Origin of the sequence: Streptomyces broussonetiae (assembly GCF_009796285.1) — a bacterium.
Classification (GTDB): Bacteria; Actinomycetota; Actinomycetes; order Streptomycetales; family Streptomycetaceae; genus Streptomyces; species Streptomyces broussonetiae.
On record NZ_CP047020.1, the window covers coordinates 2129044 to 2146351 of the forward strand.

The window sequence follows — 17308 nt, forward strand, 5'->3', positions numbered from 1 at the left end:
TCGACAAGGACCCGTCCGGGTACGGACGAGCCCAGATACGACGGCGCGCACGGAGACGTGCCCGCTCGCCGCGCACTGCCTCCCATCCGGACTTTAACCGTCGGTCCAGGAATTTCACCTGGTCAACCGGCCGCTGGAAGCGACCGGGTCGCGGACTGTAACCGCCGGTTCGGACTTTCACCGACCCCGGAGTGCGCTGCTTCTGGTACACGGCCAGTGTGCCACGCCGGACCGTCATCCAGACAGGCGGGCGGTGTGGGCTCCCTCACAGCCCGTGTCACCGGACTTGCGCGGCGCAGTCACATGGGTCAACTGCCGCGTGTGAGCACCTGCTTGACGGTGGTTCGGACCATTGACCGCACTGGTCTAGTCCTTTTAGGGTGCGGGCGGGTCCGGCGGCGGTGACGACGGCCCTTGCCCGCCGCCGGGCCGCCAGGCCACGCCGACAGGACGCGGAGCGTGTTCCTGCAGGCCGACGGGCCCGACACTGCCGCCGATCGCCGCTCGCGCGCCCGGGCCCACGGCTCGCCGAGGCCGCCGACGCCGGCTCGTACCGGAACCGGCTCTCCTCGGCCCGGGCGCGGCACTGAGAGCGTTCGGAGGGTCCCTGCCCCTGCGCCGCCGGAGCCGGTGGGTGCGTCCGGCGGCCGGATCGCCCGCCCGGGATCGGCGGAGTGGCTCCACCAGGTCTCGACGGCAGGGCCGGTGCGGCTCGAGCGGCTCGGCGCCGACGGGCGTCGGACCGGAGGGCAGGGGCCTGCGCTTCCCGGGGGTTGTCCGGCCTCGGTCGGTGAAGCATGCGCAACCGTACGTCGTCGTTCCCTGCGTGGGTGCGCGCGAGTGACCGAAGTCGCCGACGAGCCGCCCGAGTTGACGCTCGCCACGCCGGCCGGCCGGGCGGGGGGCGGACAGGGGCGGCTCGGATCCGCTCCTCCGCATCCTGGCCCGCGCCTTCCGCACGGCAGCCGTCCGGCTCCGGAACAGGCGGTGGGGAAGGTGACGTTCGGGGGGCGCCCGGGACGGCGACGGCGGTTCGCCGACCGAGGAGGGTCAGCTCGGGCCCGGCGGCGCGAACAGCTCGTCCTGAGCACGGTCCCGGGCAGTCAGGAGCGCCCCGCGCAGCACCGCCGAGCCGCCGAGGGTGCTCGCCCGCACCTGCGTGCGCAGCGGCGACATCCGGCGCAGCCGCTCCTCCACCAGCCCCGCGAGCACCGCGCCGCCGGCCTGCCCGGCCTCCCCGCCGAGCACCACACAACCGGGATCGAGGACGGCCACGACGGAGGCGACCCCCACGGCGATCCGATCGGCGAGGAGGTGGAGGAAGCGGCCGGCGGGATGATCACCGGGGACGGCTGAAGCGGGGAGGGCACCGGAAACGGGCTGCGTCGGGGCAACGCCCGAGACGGCCGACGCCGGGTCGGTGCCGGCAACGGCCGACGCCGCGTCAGCGCCGGAGACGGGCCGGGCGGTCTGAGCGCCGGGACCGGTCGTGGCGGACCGGTCGCCGGGGGCGGCCGAGGCCGGGCGGGCACCCGAAGCCGCCGCAGGGGACGGGTCGCCGGGCGCGGCCGAGGCCAAGACCGAAGGAACAACGGAAGCCGCCGCAACGGATCCATCGCCGGACACAGCCGAGGCCGAGGGAACGCCGGGAACGCCGGGAACCACCTCGACAGAGCCACCACCGGACACCATCGAGGCCGAAGGAACGCCGGAAACCACCTCAGCAGACCCACCACCGGACACCATCGAGGCCGAAGGAACGCCGGAAACCACCTCAGCAGACCCACCACCGGACACCGCCGATGCCGAGGGAACACCGGAAGCCGTCGTGGCGGACCCGTCGCCGGGGGCGGCCGAGGCGGCCTTCGTCACGGCTTCGCGTACCACCACCGCCGCCCCCGGACCGTCCATCGTGGCCGGTACCGGCAGGCCGCAGTCCGCCGCCAGGGAGCCGATCGCCGCCGCGCCCGCCAGGGAGTGGAAGCCGCCGTCGCAGTCCGTCGCCGAGGGCAGCGAGCCGGTGCCCGGGACCGGCAGGAAGCCGATCTCGCCGGTCCCGCCCGAGGCGCCGCGGCGCAGGGTGCCGTCGAGGACGACCGCCGCGCCGACGCCGTGGCCGAGCCAGAGCAGGACGAAGGTGTCCCGGTCCCGGGCGACCCCCTCGCGCTGTTCGGCCAGGGCGGCGAGGTTGGTCTCGTTCTCCACGGTGACGCGGGCCCCGGGCAGCCGTTCCTGCAGGGCGGCGGCCAGGCTGCGGTGCCAGGCGGGCAGCCCGCCGGAGTCCCGCAGATCGCCGGTGGCCGGGTCGATGAGACCCGGGGCGCCGATGCCGACGGTGTGCAGCCGGTCGGCTCCCGCCTCCTTGGCGGTGCGTTCCACCGCGGCCACCGCCTGCTCCACGGCGGGCCCGGTCCCGGTGTCCCCGCCGATCGGCACGGACGCCTCCGCCAGCACCCGCCCGAGCAGGTCGGAGACGAGCACGAACACGCCCTCGGTACGGACGTCGAGCGCGGCCAGATGCGCGCGGCCGGCGACGATGCCGTACAGCCGTGCGTTCGGGCCACGGCGCTGCTCCCCGGACTCGCCGACCACGGTGATCAGCCCGGCGGTGCCGAGCCGCTCCACGAGATCGGCGACGGTCGGCCGGGACAACCCCGTCAGTTGCTTCAACTGCCCTGCCGTCAGCGGGCCTTCCTGCTGGAGCAGGCGCAGGGCGAGGCGGTCGTTGATGGCCCGGGCGGTGCTGGGTGATGCGGGCATGGCGGGAATCCTCCCAGATCGGCCGCCCCCGGGACCGGCGCGCCCCGGGGCGGCGGCCGTAAAACCGTCTATCTATCAGGCAGGGTCCCTGATAGTTTACGCCGCGTGCCGCGAGGGCGACCCGTGGGGAGGGGCCGGAACATGAGTGACGTGAGGTACGCGCCCGGCGAAGTGAGGCGCGCTCGATACGCCGTGGCAGCCGTGTTCGCGGTGCACGGTGCCGTGACCGGCTCTTTCGCCACCCGGGTGCCGTGGATCCAGGACCACGCGGCGCTGAGCACGGGCCAGTTGGGGTTCGCGCTGGCGTTCACGGCGCTCGGCGCCTCGTGCGCGATGCCGCTCGCGGGCCGCATCAGCCACCGCTTCGGCAGCCGTACGGCCCTGCGCGGGCTGCTCGCGCTGTGGACGCTGTCACTCGTCCTGCCGTCCCTGGCGCCGAACCTGTACACGCTGTGCCTGGCGATGTTCACCTACGGCGCGAGCGCGGGCACGGCCGACGTCGCGATGAACGCGCTCGGCGTCGAGGTCGAGCGACTGCTGGGCAAGTCGGTCATGTCGGGGCTGCACGGCATGTGGAGTGCGGGCGCGCTGACCGGATCGGCGGCCGGCACGCTCGCCGCGCACCTGGGCGCGGACGCCCGGCTGCACTTCGTGCTCGCCGCGGCCGCGCTCACCGTGCTCGGAGTGGTGGCCTGTTCCTGGGTGCTGGACCTGCAGCCCGCCGAGGACGAGGAGCCGCCGCCGCGGTTCGCGCTGCCGCCGCGCTCGGCGCTGCTCATCGGCACGGTCGGCTTCTGCGCGGTGTTCGCGGAGGGCGCGAGCCTGGACTGGTCGGCGGTGTTTCTGCGGGACCGGCTGGGCAGTTCGGCCGCCGTGGCTGCGGCCTGTACGACCGGCTTCATGCTGACGATGGCCGTGGCCCGGATCGCCGGTGACGTGATGGTGAACCGGTTCGGCACGGTCCGCACCGTGCGGGCCGGCGGGGTACTGGCCGTGCTGGGCGGTCTGCTGATCGTCCTGGCCGGGCACCCGGCGGTGGCGATGGGCGGGTTCGGGCTGATGGGGCTCGGTATCGCGGTGGTGGTACCGCTGTGCTTCGCGGCGGCCGGGCACGCGGGCCCGAATCCCAGCCAGGCCATAGCGGGCGTGGCCACGATCACCTACACCTCGGGGCTGATCGCGCCGAGCCTGATCGGCGGGGTGGCCCAGGCGACCAGTCTGGTGGTGTCGTTCTGCGTGGTGACGATGCTGGCATGCGGGCTCGCGGTCTTCGCGGGCGTGCTGCGCAGCGCCGAGCGCGCAGGCCGCCCGGAGGTCGGTGCGCGGCCCGCCGCCGTTCCCGACCCGCGGCCCTGAGAGCCGTTCCCGACCCGCGGCCCTGAGAGCCGTTCCCGACCCGCGGCCCTGAGAGCCGTTCCCGAGCCGCGGCCGTGCGGGCGTCCACGACCCTGACGGCCGCCCCCGGCCCGCCCTCGACCCATCCCCGTGCCGGCAGCCCGCGCCCCTCGTTGCCAGGAAGCTCAGTCGGCAGGGCGCAGCAGTTCCCTGCCGACGGTCCTGAAGCCGTCCGTCCAGGGCGCCGGGCGCATGGTGGTGGCGTCCAGCCGGACCAGCACCCGGGCGCCCTGGGCGTAGGTCTGCGTCCCGTCCGCCGAGCAGAACCGGAAGCCGTAGGTCAGGCCGGTGGTGCCGAGCCGCTCGAGCCAGAGGTGGACGGCGTAGGCGCCGGGACTGGTCACCGGTGCCTCATAGCTGATGCGCAGCTCGCGGACGGCGTTGCAGGCGTCGCCGGCCGCGTGCCAGTCGCCCTCGAAGCGGACGCCGTACTCGTTCCACAGCTCCGTCCAGGCGCGCTCGACCAGGAGCGGGTAGCGGGCGTTGTGCAGGAGTCCGAGCGCGTCGAGGTCGTCGAAGTGGACGGTGACGGGGATCAGCCGGCCGTAGGAGAGGGCCGGCGCGATCGGGGCTTCGGCGGTCACGGGTGGGGCTCCTGAACATAGCTGGTGAGACGGTTACATACTAAGCGACCGCTCAGGAGCCCTGGCCGGCGCCCGCTCAGCCCGCGATGGAGTCCAGCTGCTCGGCGGCGGGCCGCAGCGCCCACAGGTCGCCGCCGGGCGGGGTCTCAAGCTGTGCGACGGCCGCCTTCGCCGCACTGTCCCCCGCGTCGGCCGCCGCATGGACGACGTCGGTGGCGGCGTACCGGTGGAACTCCAGCTCCGGATGCGACCAGGCGGCGGCGCCGGTCGCGGCCGGCAGCAGGTAGTCGACCGCCTTGAACAGGCTCTGCCCGTCCGGCCCCCGGTACGACCAGAGGTCCACGCCGACGTGCCGGCCGATGGCCGCGAGCCGGGTGTAGGCGACGAGGTCGAAGGTCGAGTAGTGCCAGCTGCGGGTGCGGGCGAGTTCCTGGGGCTGGCTGCCGTCGGCCGCGATCTGCGGGTCGATCCGCCTGGCGCGCGCGTCGAGCACGGTCCGCCGGGCGAGGGCGGTGTCGCCGGTGGCGTAGGCGAGGGCGGCGAGCTGCATGTCGTAGAAGGTGCCGTGGTTGTTGGCGGCGGCGCCCTCCTCCTTGCCGAAGTCGCTGTTCGTCAGCCAGCCCAGGAAGTCCGCGTTCCACTTGCCCATCGCCGTGCGGTCCTTGGCGCTCCAGCCGGGGGCACCGGAGGCGAGGATCGCCTGGGCGTCGAGGACGCTCGTGTACGACTGCGAGAAGTCGATGATGCCGATGGACCTGCCGTCGTACTTGCACGGGATGAACTGCGCGTGGTTCAGGTCGGGGTTCATCCGGGTGGCCGGGTCCAGGAACCAGGTGCGCATGATCTGTCCGGCCTTCTCGGCATAGGCGCGCTTGCCCGTGTAGTACCAGGCGAGCGAGAGATCGTACGCCGAGTCGAAGACCTTCTCGACGTCCTGCCGGTCGGTGCCGCTGTCGACCTCCGGATTGCGCTGCCCGTCGCGCTGGACGTACGGGCAGCCCCAGGGGTTGTCGGCGGTGGGGGTGGTCGTCGGCCACCAGTACGGGGCCTGGCTCAGATACTCGTGGACGTCGCCGCCCGGTGCGGGCCTCGGCTTGTCGACGACCGTCCAGGGACCCTGGTCCAGCCAGCCGTCGGCGCGCGTGGTCAGGTCGTCGAGCGCACGCCGCAGCCGGGGGTCGTGGCCCAGCCGGGCGCGCGTCTGCTGGAGGCGGCCGCCGTCGAGGACGGCGGTCCTCGGGGCCCTGGGCGCGGCGTGCGCGGACGGGACGAGCGCGGCCCCGAACGTCACCACGGCGGCCAGCAGCACGGCCGCACGGGAACTTCCACTCATCGAGCACTCCGATCGGTCACGGATCAGACGCCAGTCATGCATATGAACGATGTTCATGAGTACGACCGTGCGAGCGTAGAGCCGCTCGTTACCCGTGACAATGGTTCGGACCGTCTTCACGTACGTAAGAAAGCGAAACCGCACCATGGACCTCGGCGTGCGCTGGAAACTGCACGGTGACGGGCGCACGCCCGCGCCCGGAGCGGTGGTACGCCCCGACGAACGGCTCTCCTGGCCCCGCACGGTGGGCCTGGGCGCCCAGCATGTGGTCGCGATGTTCGGGGCGTCTTTCGTCGCACCCGTTCTGATGGGTCTCGACCCGAACCTCGCGATCATGATGTCGGGCGTCGCGACCGTGATCTTCCTGCTCGCCACCCGCGGCCGGGTGCCGAGCTACCTCGGCTGCTCCCTGTCGTTCGTGGGTGTGGCCGCCGTCATCCGCGCCCAGGGCGGGACCAGCGCCACCGTGACCGGTGCGGTGTTCGTCGTCGGCGCCGTGCTGTTCCTGGTGGGGCTCGCGGTACAGCGCTTCGGCGCACGGATCATCCACGCGGCCATGCCGCCGATCGTCACCGGCGCGGTGGTCATGCTGATCGGCTTCAACCTGGCCCCGGTGACCGCCTCCACCTACTGGCCGCAGGACCAGTGGACCGCCCTGCTGGTCATGCTCTTCACCGGTCTGGCCATCGTCTGCCTGCGCGGGTTCTGGTCGCGCATCGCGATCTTCCTCGGCCTGATCTTCGGGTACGGCATCTCCTGGGCCTTCGACCGGATCTTCGGCAAGATCCACTCGACCGACGGCAGCGGCCGGATCACCGACCACTGGCGCCTGGACCTCTCCGGTGTCGGCAAGGCCGACTGGATCGGGCTGCCGCACTTCCACGGACCGAGCTTCCAGTGGTCGGCGATCCTGGTCGCGCTCCCGGTCGTCATCGCGCTGGTCGCGGAGAACGCGGGCCACGTCAAGGCGGTCGGCGAGATGACCGGCGACCCGCTGGACGACAAGCTCGGCACGGCGATCTCGGCGGACGGCGTCGCCTCCATGCTGTCCACCGCCGTGGGCGGCCCGCCGAACACCACGTACTCCGAGAACATCGGCGTGATGGCCGCCACCCGCGTCTACTCCACCGCCGCCTACTGGGCCGCCGCCGGCTTCGCGCTGCTCTTCGGCCTCTGCCCGAAGTTCGGCGCGATCGTGGCCGCGATCCCGGGCGGTGTGCTCGGCGGCATCACCGTCATCCTCTACGGCATGATCGGCCTGCTCGGCGCCCAGATCTGGCTCAACGCCAAGGTGGATCTGCGCAACCCGCTGAACCTGGTGCCGGCCGCCGCGGGCGTCATCATCGGTGTCGGCAACGTCAGCATGAAGTTCACCAGCAACTTCTCGCTCAGCGGCATCGCCCTCGGCACCCTGGTCGTCATCACCGGCTACCACGCCCTGCGCGCCTTCGCCCCGGCCCATCTGAAGAAGCAGGAACCGCTGCTGGACGAGGGCACCTCCAGCTACGACGCGGACGAGTCGCGCGCCCAGTCGTAGGCGTACGACGCAAGCTCCCCCACGGCCCGTCGGCGCCCTGCCGATCCTCCGGCCGGCCGGGTCACATCGCCGGCCGGCGGGCCGCCGTCGCCGTCGCGGCCGGTGTCGATCAGCGCGCCGAGGACCCGGCGGTCGTTGACGATGTCGTCGGCCGCGGCGCGGAGGGCGGAGACGGTGCTCAAGGCGCCGTCCGGGTCGGCTGCCCCCGGCGGCCCGAACAGTGCGGCCGGGTCGTCGGGGTTCCCGGCCAAGGCGGCCGGTGTCGTGGCGGACCCGCGCCTTGGGATCCGCCGCCTGCGGCACCCGGCTCCCGCGGGCCCGCGAGGTGAACCGGGCGGTGCGGCCGGACTCGGTCGGGCGGCCGACCCGGACCTTCGGATCCGCCCGGAGGATCACGCCCGGACCCGGACGGCGATCGTGCCGGGGCTCCGCGGGAGGGCCGTGCCGGGCCGTCGGCCACCCGCGGCCCCAACACGGCTGATCGCGCGGTTCCCCGTGCCCCTCGGGGACACCGCCGAACCTCGGCCTCCCACCGGCGCCGGACGCGTGGGCCCGACACCGTGCCGTTCCCCCCTGCGTGCACGGATGCGTCCCCCGGCGTTCCCCCGTTCCGGGGAAGCGCCGGGCCGGTCGGCACGTCGGCCGGTCCGGGGCTGGGACCCTTCCCCCATGGCGCAGTTGGAACACTTCACCACTCCCGTCGACGCGGTGGTCTCCCGGATGCGCGCCCTGGACGCGGCCCTGCCCGAGCGTGACGGGGTCGCCGTGTTCAACCGCGTCTACCTCACCGTCACCGAGGAGATCGACCGGCGCCTGGACGCGGGGGAGTTCCCGGACCCACGGGCGGCGATCGCCCTGGACGTGCGGTTCGCGCAGCGCTACCTGGCCGCGGTCGACGCGGCCGCGGCGGAGCACCGGCCGCCCGCCTGCTGGCGGCCGCTGTTCCAGCTCCGCGGCCATCGCGGGGTACGACCGCTGCAGTTCGCTCTGGCGGGCATCAACGCGCACATCGGCCACGACCTGGCGCTGGCCGTGGTGGACGCCTGCCGTGTGCTCGGTTGCGAACCGGCCGATCTGGAGGACGAGTTCGACCGGGTGGGCGATCTCCTCGCCTCGCTGGAGGAGCGCATCCGCGAGGACCTGATGCCGGGGCCCGACCTGCTCCAGATCGCCGATCCGCTCACCCATCTGCTGGGCTCCTGGAGTCTGGACCGGGCCCGGGACGCGACCTGGGCGGCAGCACGGGCGCTGTGGGCGCTGCGCCACTGCGGCGAGGTCGCCGAGGAGTTCACCGAACGGCTGGACGCCGCCGTGGGTTTCGCGGGCCGGATGCTGCTCACTCCGTTCGCGGACTGAGCCTCGACCGGCCTGGCCGGATCCGGACCCCGCGCCAGGCACCCCGGAACAGCCGTGTCATCGCCGCGCGTTGACCTCCGGCACCCCCTCGCGAAGGAGCGAACATGACCACACGGCTCGGTCTCGGTCTTCCCCAGATGCGTCAGTACTCCATCGGCAAGGACGTGCCCGACGTGGCCCGTGCCGCCGAGCGGATCGGCTACGAGAGCCTGTGGGTCTTCGAACGGGCCCTGTTCCCCGAGCCCGCCACCCAGGGGCTGTACAACATGGCGGGCGTGCCCTGGCCGGACGAGTACCGCAACGTGGCGGATCCGCTGGTCACCCTCGCCCTGGCCGCGACCGCCACCGAGCGTGCGGAGCTGGGCTCCAGCGTCCTGGTGGCCCCGCTGCACATGCCGTTCCAGCTCGCCAAGGCCCTCGCCTCGCTGGACGTGGCGAGCGGCGGACGGGTGATCGCGGGCCTGGGCACCGGCTGGTCCCTGGACGAGTACGCCGCCTCCGCGGTCCGCCCCTTCGAGGAGCGCGGCAAGGTGCTGGACGAGATCATCGAGGTGTGCCGCGCGGTGTGGGGTCCGGATCCGGTCGGCTACGACGGCACCCTGACGAAGATCGCCTCCGCCGTGGTCGGGCCCAAGCCGGTGCGGCCGATCCCGGTCATGCTGGCCGCGGGCAACAGGCGGGCCTTCCAGCGGCTGGTCGACCACGCCGACGGCTGGCTGCCGGCGGGCTTCAGCGCCGAGCAGGTCGCCGGCCAGTGGCGGCAGTTGCGGGAGCTGGCCGAGGAGCGGGGTCGTACGCGGCCGATCCGGACGGTGCTGCGCGTGAACACCGCGCGCGAGGCGAAGCCGTACGAGGGTGCCGACCGCAGGCCCTTCCAAGGCAGTGTCGAGCAGATCGTTTCGGATCTCGTGGAGCACGCGGCGATCGGCATGGACGAGATCCTGATCGACCTGCAGAGCGGCGCGCGGGACGCTCAGGAGCTGAAGGACGTCGCCGCCGAGGTGTTCGAGAAGGCGCGGGCGGCCGGAGTCTGAGGCCGGCCGCCCACGCCTTGGTCCTTGCTCCCGGTGGACCCGGTCAGTCCTCGGGAAGCTCCACCGGTGCGATCTCGTCGTAGACGTCGCCCGGGCCGGGGTTGGTCGCGTCGGTCGCGCCGCCGAAGTGGTGCATGACGCCCCAGACCGCGTTCAGCGCGGTCTGGATCGCCCCCTCGGCCCAGCCGGCCGTCCAGGAGATGTCGTCGCCGGCGAGGAAGATGCCCCGCTTGTCCTCGGGCAGCCGGTCCTGCACGAAGTGCGTGAACAGGCGCCGCTGGTAGCGGTAGTGGCCGGGCAGGTTGGCCTTGAACGCGCCCATGAAGTAGGGCTCGTTCTCCCAGGAGACGGTCACCGGGTTGCCGATGATGTGCTTCCTGATGTCGACCTGGGGGTAGATCTCGCCGAGCGACTTCAGCATGACCTCCATCCGCTCGTTCGCGGACAGCGGCAGCCACTTGAGGCTGTCGTCGCACCAGGTGTAGGACAGGCAGATCACGGCGGGCTTGTCCGGGCCGTCGTCCAGCAGGTAGGTGCCGCGGGTCATGCGGTCGGTGAGCGTCATCGACATGACGTCCCGGCCGGTCGGATTCCCCCTGTCGTCGACGGCCTTGTCCAGCCAGAACGGCCGGTCGACCGGCACGAAGAGCTTGCTGGACTCCATGTAGTGGGTGCGCTCGATCGCCGTCCAGTGGTCGATCGGGAAGAGCGAGTCGTCGCAGGCGATCTTGGACAGCAGCATCCAGGACTGGGCGGTGAAGATCGCCGCCTGGAAGGTGCGGATGTCACCGTTGGCGTCCGTCACCGTGATCTGGTTGCCCGCGGTGCGGTGCAGCCGGGTCACGGCCGGGCGCGGCTCGCCGTCCACGTGCAGGGACTTGAGCGAGGTGCCGTACGGCCAGTGGACGATCTTCTCCGGCTCGCGCTCCCACAGGCGCAGCGGCAGCTGCTGGGAGCCGCCGACGATGCCGCGGTGGTGGTCGTCGGCCTCGGTGTAGACGACGCGCAGGATCTCCAGGATGGAGTTCGGGAAGTCGGTGTCCCAGCCGCCGGTGCCGAAGCCGACCTGGCCGAAGATCTCACGGTGCCGGAAGGACTTGAAGGCCTCGGAGTCGCAGAGGAAGCCGTAGAAGGTCTGGTTGTCGAGCTTCTCGACGAGCTTCGCCCAGATCTCGCGGATACGCGGCACGTCCCGCTCGCGCATGGCGCGGTTCATGTCGGAGAAGTCGGCGCCCTCGTCGAGGCACTTGTTCCAGGCGTCGGCGACGTCCCGGTACACCTGGGGCAGGTCGTCGACGGTCTCGGCGTAGTGCGACTCGCCCTTGAGGTCCACGACGGTGGACGGAGTCGCCTCGGCCAGCGGGTTGGGGAAGGGCCTGGTCTGCAGGCCGACCAGGTCGATGTAGTGCTGCAGCGCGGTGGAGGAGGGCGGAAAGCGCATCGCGCCCATCTCGGCCGTGAGCGACTCGTCGCAGCCCTCGAAGCCGACCGTGCGCAGTCGGCCGCCGATCTGGTCGGCCTCGTAGACGACGGGCTTGAGACCCATCTTCATCAGCTCGTACGCGGCCACGATGCCGGACAGACCGCCGCCGATGATCGCGACCTCGGTGCCGTGCTCGGTCGCGGGTATCTGGCCGAGGCCCGCGGGGTGGGCGAGGAAGTCGTCGTAGGCGTAGGGGAAGTCCGGGCCGAACATGGTGATCGGCGGCTGCTGCTCGTCGGTGTGCTCGACGGCGTTGGGCACCGTGGACGTCATGGGGTACGGACTCCTTGCGCGAAAGAACTCGGGGGGAAGTTCAGAAGTTCGGGGGAAGCTCGGGGGTGTCAGACCAGGGACCCGTACAGACGGGGGCGGCGGTCCTGCAGATACGGGTTGGCCTCGCGGGACGCGGCCAGGAAGGCGGGGTCGGCGTCGGCGAACACCAGTTCCTCGGCGCGGCCGGCCCGGGCGCGGGCGACACCGTCGGGGCCGACGAGGACCGAGAGCCCGACGAACTCGAACTCCCCTTCCTGGCCGACCCGGTTGACGTACGCGATGTACATCTGGTTCTCCCAGGCGCGCACCGGCACGAGGGACTCGGCGACGAACTGGAAGGGGTGCATCTGCGCGGTGGGGACGACGAGGAGGTCGGTGCCGGCCAGGGCGTGGGCGCGGACGTTCTCCGGGAACTCGACGTCGTAGCAGATCATCAGGCCCACGGTCAGGCCGTTCAGCTCGGCCTGCACGACCGGCTGCTCGCCGGGGGTGAAGTGCTCGCGCTCGAAGCGGCCGAAGAGGTGGGTCTTGCGGTAGTTCGCGAGCCGGGTCCCGTCGGCGGAGATCAGCTGGGCGGAGTTGTGGACGCTCTCGCCGTCGCGCTCCGGATACCCGTAGGCGATCGCGATGCCGTGCCGGGTGGCGGTCTCGGCGATGGCGTCGGCGCAGGCGCCGTCTGCGGGCTCGGCGAGGCGGCCGATGTCGTCACCGATCGCGTACCCGGTCAGGAACATCTCCGGGGCCGTCAGCAGCGCGGCGCCCGCGGCGGCGGCCCGGCCCGCGGCGGCGTCGAGGACCTCGAGGTTCTCCACGATCGAGCCGGGGCGGCCGGAGCTCTGGAGCAGGGCGGTGCGCATGCGTGATCCTCACCGGACGGGAGTTATGGGGCCGTAAAGAAGGTACGGTCGGCCCGCTCGGCCGGACAAGAAGGAGCCGTTGCGCGCCGGTGCGCGGTTCGTTGCGTGCAGCGGGGGTGAGGCGGCGATTCGTTGCGTGCCCCAAAGGACGGTCCCCGCCCACCCCGGGCAGGCGGGGTACGGACGGGGACCGGGTGATGCCGGGCCGTGAGCGGCGGCCGAGGGTGCTGCTACTTCCCGGTGCTGACCGGGTCCACGGTGATGGCGGAGCCGGTGCCGTCGGTGACGGGGACGTTGATGGTGACCGGCAGGGAGTGGGAGTGCGTCTCGTTCGGCGGCGTGACGATCAGGCTGGTGAAGGTCTCGCCGCTGCCGCCGGAGGTGTTCCGCGGGTAGTGCAGCGTGAACCGGGTCTCCTCGCCCGGCTTGACACTCACCGCCACCGGGGCGACCGTGCTGCGCTTGGCGCTGAGGGTGCCGTCCTTGCTCTTCAGGTCGGCACCGGGGAAGCCCTTGAGGGTGCAGGCGGCGGAGCCGGTGTTCTTCAGGTTCACGATCAGCTCGCCCTCGGCCATCGCGCCGGAGGTGCTGAAGGCGAGCCAGGAGGTCTTGCACGCGCCCGCGCCGCCGCCCACGGCCGTGCCACCGCCGCCCGTGCCCGACTGGCCGGTGCCGGCGGCGGTGCCCTTGCCGGAGGACGCGCCGCTGCCGCCGGTGCCCTGGGAGCCGGAGTCCTGCGAGCCGGAACCCTCGGAGGCGGCGCTCTGGCTGGGGGTCGAGGAGCCGCTCTTGTCGGACGAGCCGTTGTCGCTGCCCGAGCAGGCGGTGAGCGACAGACCGGCGACGGCGACGACGGCGAGCAGCGAGAGCTTCTGGACGCGCATGGTTCCCCTTCAAGGCTTGCCGCTCACCGAGCGGCACGAGCGGCGCTGGTGACGTGCCAACCGGGGAGACCGTCACGGGCCTGTGAGCCGTTCCGCTCGATGCGCCCCTAGTACATGCCTGTTACAAGATGCTCGGGACCCGCTCAGATCTCCCGCAACCGGTCCACGATCTCCCGCAGCAGCTCCGGATCAGCGACCGGTCCGCCCGCCGGGGAGCGGCGGGGTGCGTCGATGCGGATCAGGCCCGCCTCGGCCAGGTCGCCGAGCAGGACGCGCAGCACGGTCAGGGGCAGGTCGGCGTCGGCGGCCAGCTCGGCGACGGGACGCCGGCCGCGCCGGACCAGGTCGAGCAGCGTGGCACGGGCATGGTCGATGTCCGGGCCCGGAGCGTCCGTCTCCACGGCGCTGACCTGGGACATCAGGTCGATGGGGTGCGCGCCGGAGGGCCGGGTGCGGCCCCGGGTCACGGTGTAGGGGCGCACCATCGACCCGGTCTCGTCCTCGTACCAGTGCTCGTCGCTCACGGGGGGATCAGGGGGTTGTGCGGGCGGCTGCGTCCAGGTGGCGGCCCAGGCGGCGGACGAGCAGGGCCATCTCGTGGGCGAGCTGGCCGACATCGGTGTGGGCCTCGCTGAGGACGGCGAGCCGGCTGCCGTGACCGGCCGGGGTGATGAAGAGGTAGGCGTCGTCGAGCATCACCATGGTCTGGCGCACTTCGCCCGCCCCGAACCGCTCCCCCGCCGAGCGGGCAAGGCCGTGGAATCCGGAGCAGACGGCGGCCAGGTGCTCGACGTCCCGTCGGCGCATGCCGTCGGAGCTGCTGAGCGGCAGCCCGTCCGCGGTGAGCAGGACGGCCTGGCGGACGTCGCCGGTGCGGGCCACGAGGTCGTCCAGCAGCCAGCCGAGATCCGTGCCGGGCGCTCCCGCGGGCGGAGCAGCGGGCTCGGCGTTCTGGTCGTCACCGTGCATCGTCGGTCTCCGTCCCTTCGTGGGCATGGGTGGTCACGGTGCCGGTGGCCGTGCGATCCGCGCGGTCGGGGGCGGGGGCTCGGTCGGGCGCGGGGGCCTGATCGGGAGCGGGTGCCCTGTCAGGGGCGGGTCCCCCGTCAGAGGCAGGTCCTCCATCGGGCAAGGACGCCCGGTCAGCGGCGGGTGCCCGGTCAGCGGCAGGTCCCCCGTCAAAGGCAGGTCCTCCATCGGGCAAGGACGCCCGGTCAGCGGCGGGTGCCCGGTCAGCGGCAGGTCCCCCGTCAGGGGCGGGTCCCCCGTCAGAGGCAGGTCCTCCATCGGGCAAGGACGCCCGGTCAGGGGCAGGTCCCCGGTCAGGGGCAGATGCCTGATCAGGAAAGGATGCCCGGTCGGATGCCGGTGCCAGGGGGCTGGTCGTGTCGCTCCCTGCGTCTCCGGGGAGCTGCGGTTGCGTCGGCTCCGTGGCACCGGAGCCGGAGGGCGCCTTGTCCGCTGTCGCCGGCAGGCCCTGGCGTCCGCGGTCCAGGCCACGCTGGAAGGCACCGAAGATCGCCCGCATCTCCTCGGCGTCGACCTCGCGCCCGGGCGGCGCCGACCGCGGCGGCGGATCGTCCCGCAGCTCCCGGGCGAGGGAGGCCTGCCGGGTGCGGGTGGGAAGGGCGGGGGCGGTTTCCCGTCCCGGAGGCTGCTCCGGCATTCCTGGTTCCGCGGGCACCTGCGGTGTCGCGGGGGTGTCCGGGCCGGACGGTTCCCGCGCCGGCAGTGCCCGGCCGGCGGCGGGCCGGGCTCCGGTCCGGCGCCGGGTCGGCAGTTCTCGTACGACCGCGGTCGTACCGGCGGGCCGCTGCCCGGCGGGCGCGTCCGCCTGCCGCGGCCCGGCAGCGGACCCCACCCGCACGCCCGTCGGCTCCTGCACCGCTTCCTCCGCCAGCACCGCCGAAGGCAGTCGCACCACCGCCGTCGTCCCGCCGTACGGCGAGTCGCGCAGGCTGACCTCGATGCCGTGCCGGGCGGCGAGGCGGCCGACGACGTAGAGGCCCAGCCGGTCGTGGCGGGTGGGGTCGAAGGCCTCGGGATCGGTGAGTGTGGCGTGGGCCTGGGCGCGTGCGTCGGTGTCGAGGCCGAGACCGCGGTCGTCGATCTCCACGACGAACCCGCTGCCGACACGCCCGGTGCGCAGGGTGACCCTGGTGTGCGGCGGCGAGAACACCGTGGCGTTCTCCAGGAGTTCGGCGACGAGATGGACGACGTCGGCGACCGCGTCCGCGGCCACCCCCACCTCGGGCATCGGCGGCACCACCACGCGCGCGTAGTCCTCGATCTCGCCCACCGCCGAGGCGACGACGTCGGCGAGCGGTACCGGTCGGCGCCAGCGGCGGCCGGGCGTGGCACCGGAGAGGATGATCAGGCTCTCCGCGTGCCGCCGCATGCGCGTGGTGAGGTGGTCGATACGGAACAGCTCGCGCAGCACGTCCGGGTCGTCGGTGCGCCGCTCCAGCGTGTCGACGAGCTTGAGCTGGCGGTGCACCAGCGCCTGGTTGCGGCGCGCGATGGTGAGCAGCACCGCGAACTGCCCCCGCCGCAGCCCGGCCTGCTGGACGGCGGCCTCGACGGCGGCGAGCCGCGCGGTGTTGAAGGACCGGCCGACCTGCCCGATCTCGTCGTCGTGGACCTCGTCGGCGGCCAGGGGCGGTGCCTCGGTGAGCGCGTCCACTTCGTCACCGGCACTCAATCTCCGCATGACGTCGGGAAGTTGATCCCTGGTGAGGACGTCGGCCGCGTCCCGGAGGGTCTCCAGGCGCCGCGAGATGCGCCGGGCGCCGCGCACCGCGAACCACAGGGACACGCCCGCGGCGGCCAGCCCGACCGCGCCGACGACCGCCGCCTTGGCCAGTTCCCGGTAGGCGAAGGCACGCCCGCGCGTGGCGGAGTTCTCGGCCGAGCTGGTGCACAGCTCGCGGTAGCGGACGACGGCCCGGTCGACGGTCGAGCGCCAGGTGCCGGCCGCGACCGCCTTCCCGGCGCCGGACGCACCGGACCGCAGCAGCGCGTCCTCGCCGCCCACCAGTGAGCGGTAGAGGTCACCGCGCTGGAAGTGGTCGAACAGGCCGCGCGAGTCGGCGGGCAGGTCCGGTACGTACGTCCGCTGGAAGACGCGCCGGTCCTCGATGGTCTCGGTCAGTGCGTCGTACTGCCGGTCGCTCAGGGTGCCGGCCGCCCGCGCCCCGGCGACCAGCGCGTCCTCGCGGGACACGTACTCCCGGACCCGCACCAGCTCGATGACGACCTGGGCCTCGCGGGCGAGCTGTCCGGCCTGCAGGGCGGTGAGCGTGGACTGCACGCCGAAGCCGGGCTCCACCAGTGCGCTGTACTCGTCGACCGCCCGGTCCCAGGTGATGTCCCGGGACAGCACGCGCTCACGCAGCCCCTCCAGCCTGCCGGTGGCCGCGACCATGGCGTCCACGGCCTGCCGCTGGCGCAGCGTGAGCCGGCTCCGGCCGCCGCCCTGCACCGCCTGCTTCATGGCCTCGACGGCCCGGTCGGTACGGCGCTGCTGCTCGAGCAGTTGCCCGGCGGCGGCCGTGTCGAGGCGGGCGCCCAGGTAGGCGGCGGACATCCGGCGCTCGATCTGGATCTGCCCGATCGCGGTGTCCACGGGGGTGCCGAAGTCGTCGTACACCCCCTGGACCCGGACCAGTGCGCGCAGTTCGCCGGTGACGGACCACATGGCGAAGCTCCACAGCGCCATCAGCGCGACGGCCGGGGCGAGCGCGAGCGCCACGATCCGCGCACGGACGGTGGTAGGGCGACGGAGGGGCCAGCGCATGGGGTACCTACCGGTG

General features: G+C 73.0%; 14 protein-coding genes and 1 riboswitch. Of the genes, 4 read left to right on the plus strand and 10 right to left on the minus strand.

The window, feature by feature from the left end; translation table 11 throughout:
* Positions 1-68: 68 nt before the first annotated feature.
* Positions 69-199: riboswitch (FMN riboswitch) on the minus strand.
* Between the two features lie 851 nt (positions 200-1050).
* Positions 1051-2760 (minus strand): ROK family transcriptional regulator, encoded by a 1710-nt coding sequence (locus GQF42_RS09790; protein ID WP_158919253.1) that lies wholly within the window; start codon positions 2758-2760, stop codon positions 1051-1053.
* 141 nt (positions 2761-2901) lie between these two features.
* On the opposite strand from GQF42_RS09790, the gene GQF42_RS09795 reads away from it, so the two are divergent.
* Entirely contained in the window at positions 2902-4116 is a 1215-nt protein-coding gene (locus GQF42_RS09795; protein ID WP_158919254.1) for an MFS transporter, read from the plus strand.
* 164 nt (positions 4117-4280) lie between these two features.
* On the opposite strand, the gene GQF42_RS09800 is transcribed toward GQF42_RS09795, so the two are convergent.
* Together GQF42_RS09800 and GQF42_RS09805 are read right to left on the minus strand one after the other, a co-directional pair.
* Positions 4281-4739: an acyl-CoA thioesterase gene (locus GQF42_RS09800; protein ID WP_158919255.1), complete on the minus strand. Its 459-nt coding sequence runs from the start codon at positions 4737-4739 to the stop codon at positions 4281-4283.
* A gap of 76 nt (positions 4740-4815) precedes the next feature.
* Positions 4816-6072: an alginate lyase family protein gene (locus GQF42_RS09805; protein WP_158919256.1), complete on the minus strand. Its 1257-nt coding sequence runs from the start codon at positions 6070-6072 to the stop codon at positions 4816-4818.
* Positions 6073-6217: 145 nt separating this feature from the next.
* On the opposite strand from GQF42_RS09805, the gene GQF42_RS09810 reads away from it, so the two are divergent.
* Entirely contained in the window at positions 6218-7609 is a 1392-nt protein-coding gene (locus GQF42_RS09810; protein WP_158919257.1) for a uracil-xanthine permease family protein, read from the plus strand.
* Here GQF42_RS09810 and GQF42_RS09815 read toward each other — a convergent pair.
* Positions 7576-7860 carry a hypothetical protein gene (locus tag GQF42_RS09815; protein WP_158919258.1) on the minus strand — a complete coding sequence of 95 codons (285 nt, stop codon included), beginning with the start codon at positions 7858-7860 and terminating at the stop codon, positions 7576-7578. The genes GQF42_RS09810 and GQF42_RS09815 overlap by 34 nt on opposite strands.
* Positions 7861-8278: 418 nt before the next feature.
* Here GQF42_RS09815 and GQF42_RS09820 point away from each other — a divergent pair, with 418 nt between their 5' ends.
* Positions 8279-8965: a DUF5995 family protein gene (locus GQF42_RS09820; protein ID WP_158919259.1), complete on the plus strand. Its 687-nt coding sequence runs from the start codon at positions 8279-8281 to the stop codon at positions 8963-8965.
* Positions 8966-9069: 104 nt separating this feature from the next.
* The gene (locus GQF42_RS09825; protein ID WP_158919260.1) at positions 9070-9999 is read left to right on the plus strand and encodes an LLM class F420-dependent oxidoreductase; all 930 of its coding nucleotides are present in this window, start codon (positions 9070-9072) and stop codon (positions 9997-9999) included.
* Positions 10000-10042: 43 nt separating this feature from the next.
* Here GQF42_RS09825 and GQF42_RS09830 read toward each other — a convergent pair whose 3' ends face one another.
* The 6 genes from GQF42_RS09830 to GQF42_RS09855 all read right to left on the minus strand — a co-directional run bounded on the left by GQF42_RS09830 (position 10043) and on the right by GQF42_RS09855 (position 17292).
* Complete coding sequence (locus GQF42_RS09830) at positions 10043-11755, minus strand: flavin monoamine oxidase family protein (protein ID WP_158919261.1); 1713 nt, start codon at positions 11753-11755, stop codon at positions 10043-10045.
* 68 nt (positions 11756-11823) lie between these two features.
* Positions 11824-12612 (minus strand): carbon-nitrogen hydrolase family protein, encoded by a 789-nt coding sequence (locus GQF42_RS09835; protein WP_158919262.1) that lies wholly within the window; start codon positions 12610-12612, stop codon positions 11824-11826.
* 230 nt (positions 12613-12842) lie between these two features.
* On the minus strand, positions 12843-13496 hold the full coding sequence (locus tag GQF42_RS09840) for a DUF4232 domain-containing protein (protein WP_158919263.1): 654 nt from the start codon (positions 13494-13496) through the stop codon (positions 12843-12845).
* Between the two features lie 143 nt (positions 13497-13639).
* Positions 13640-14020 (minus strand): DUF742 domain-containing protein, encoded by a 381-nt coding sequence (locus GQF42_RS09845; RefSeq protein ID WP_233273312.1) that lies wholly within the window; start codon positions 14018-14020, stop codon positions 13640-13642.
* Between the two features lie 7 nt (positions 14021-14027).
* A complete protein-coding gene (locus GQF42_RS09850; RefSeq protein ID WP_158919264.1) occupies positions 14028-14465 on the minus strand; it encodes a roadblock/LC7 domain-containing protein in 438 nt (145 codons plus the stop codon).
* Positions 14455-17292, minus strand: a complete 2838-nt coding sequence (locus GQF42_RS09855) for a sensor histidine kinase (RefSeq protein WP_158919265.1) — start codon at positions 17290-17292, stop codon at positions 14455-14457. The genes GQF42_RS09850 and GQF42_RS09855 overlap by 11 nt, the downstream gene beginning before the upstream one ends.
* Between the last annotated feature and the right edge of the window lie 16 nt (positions 17293-17308).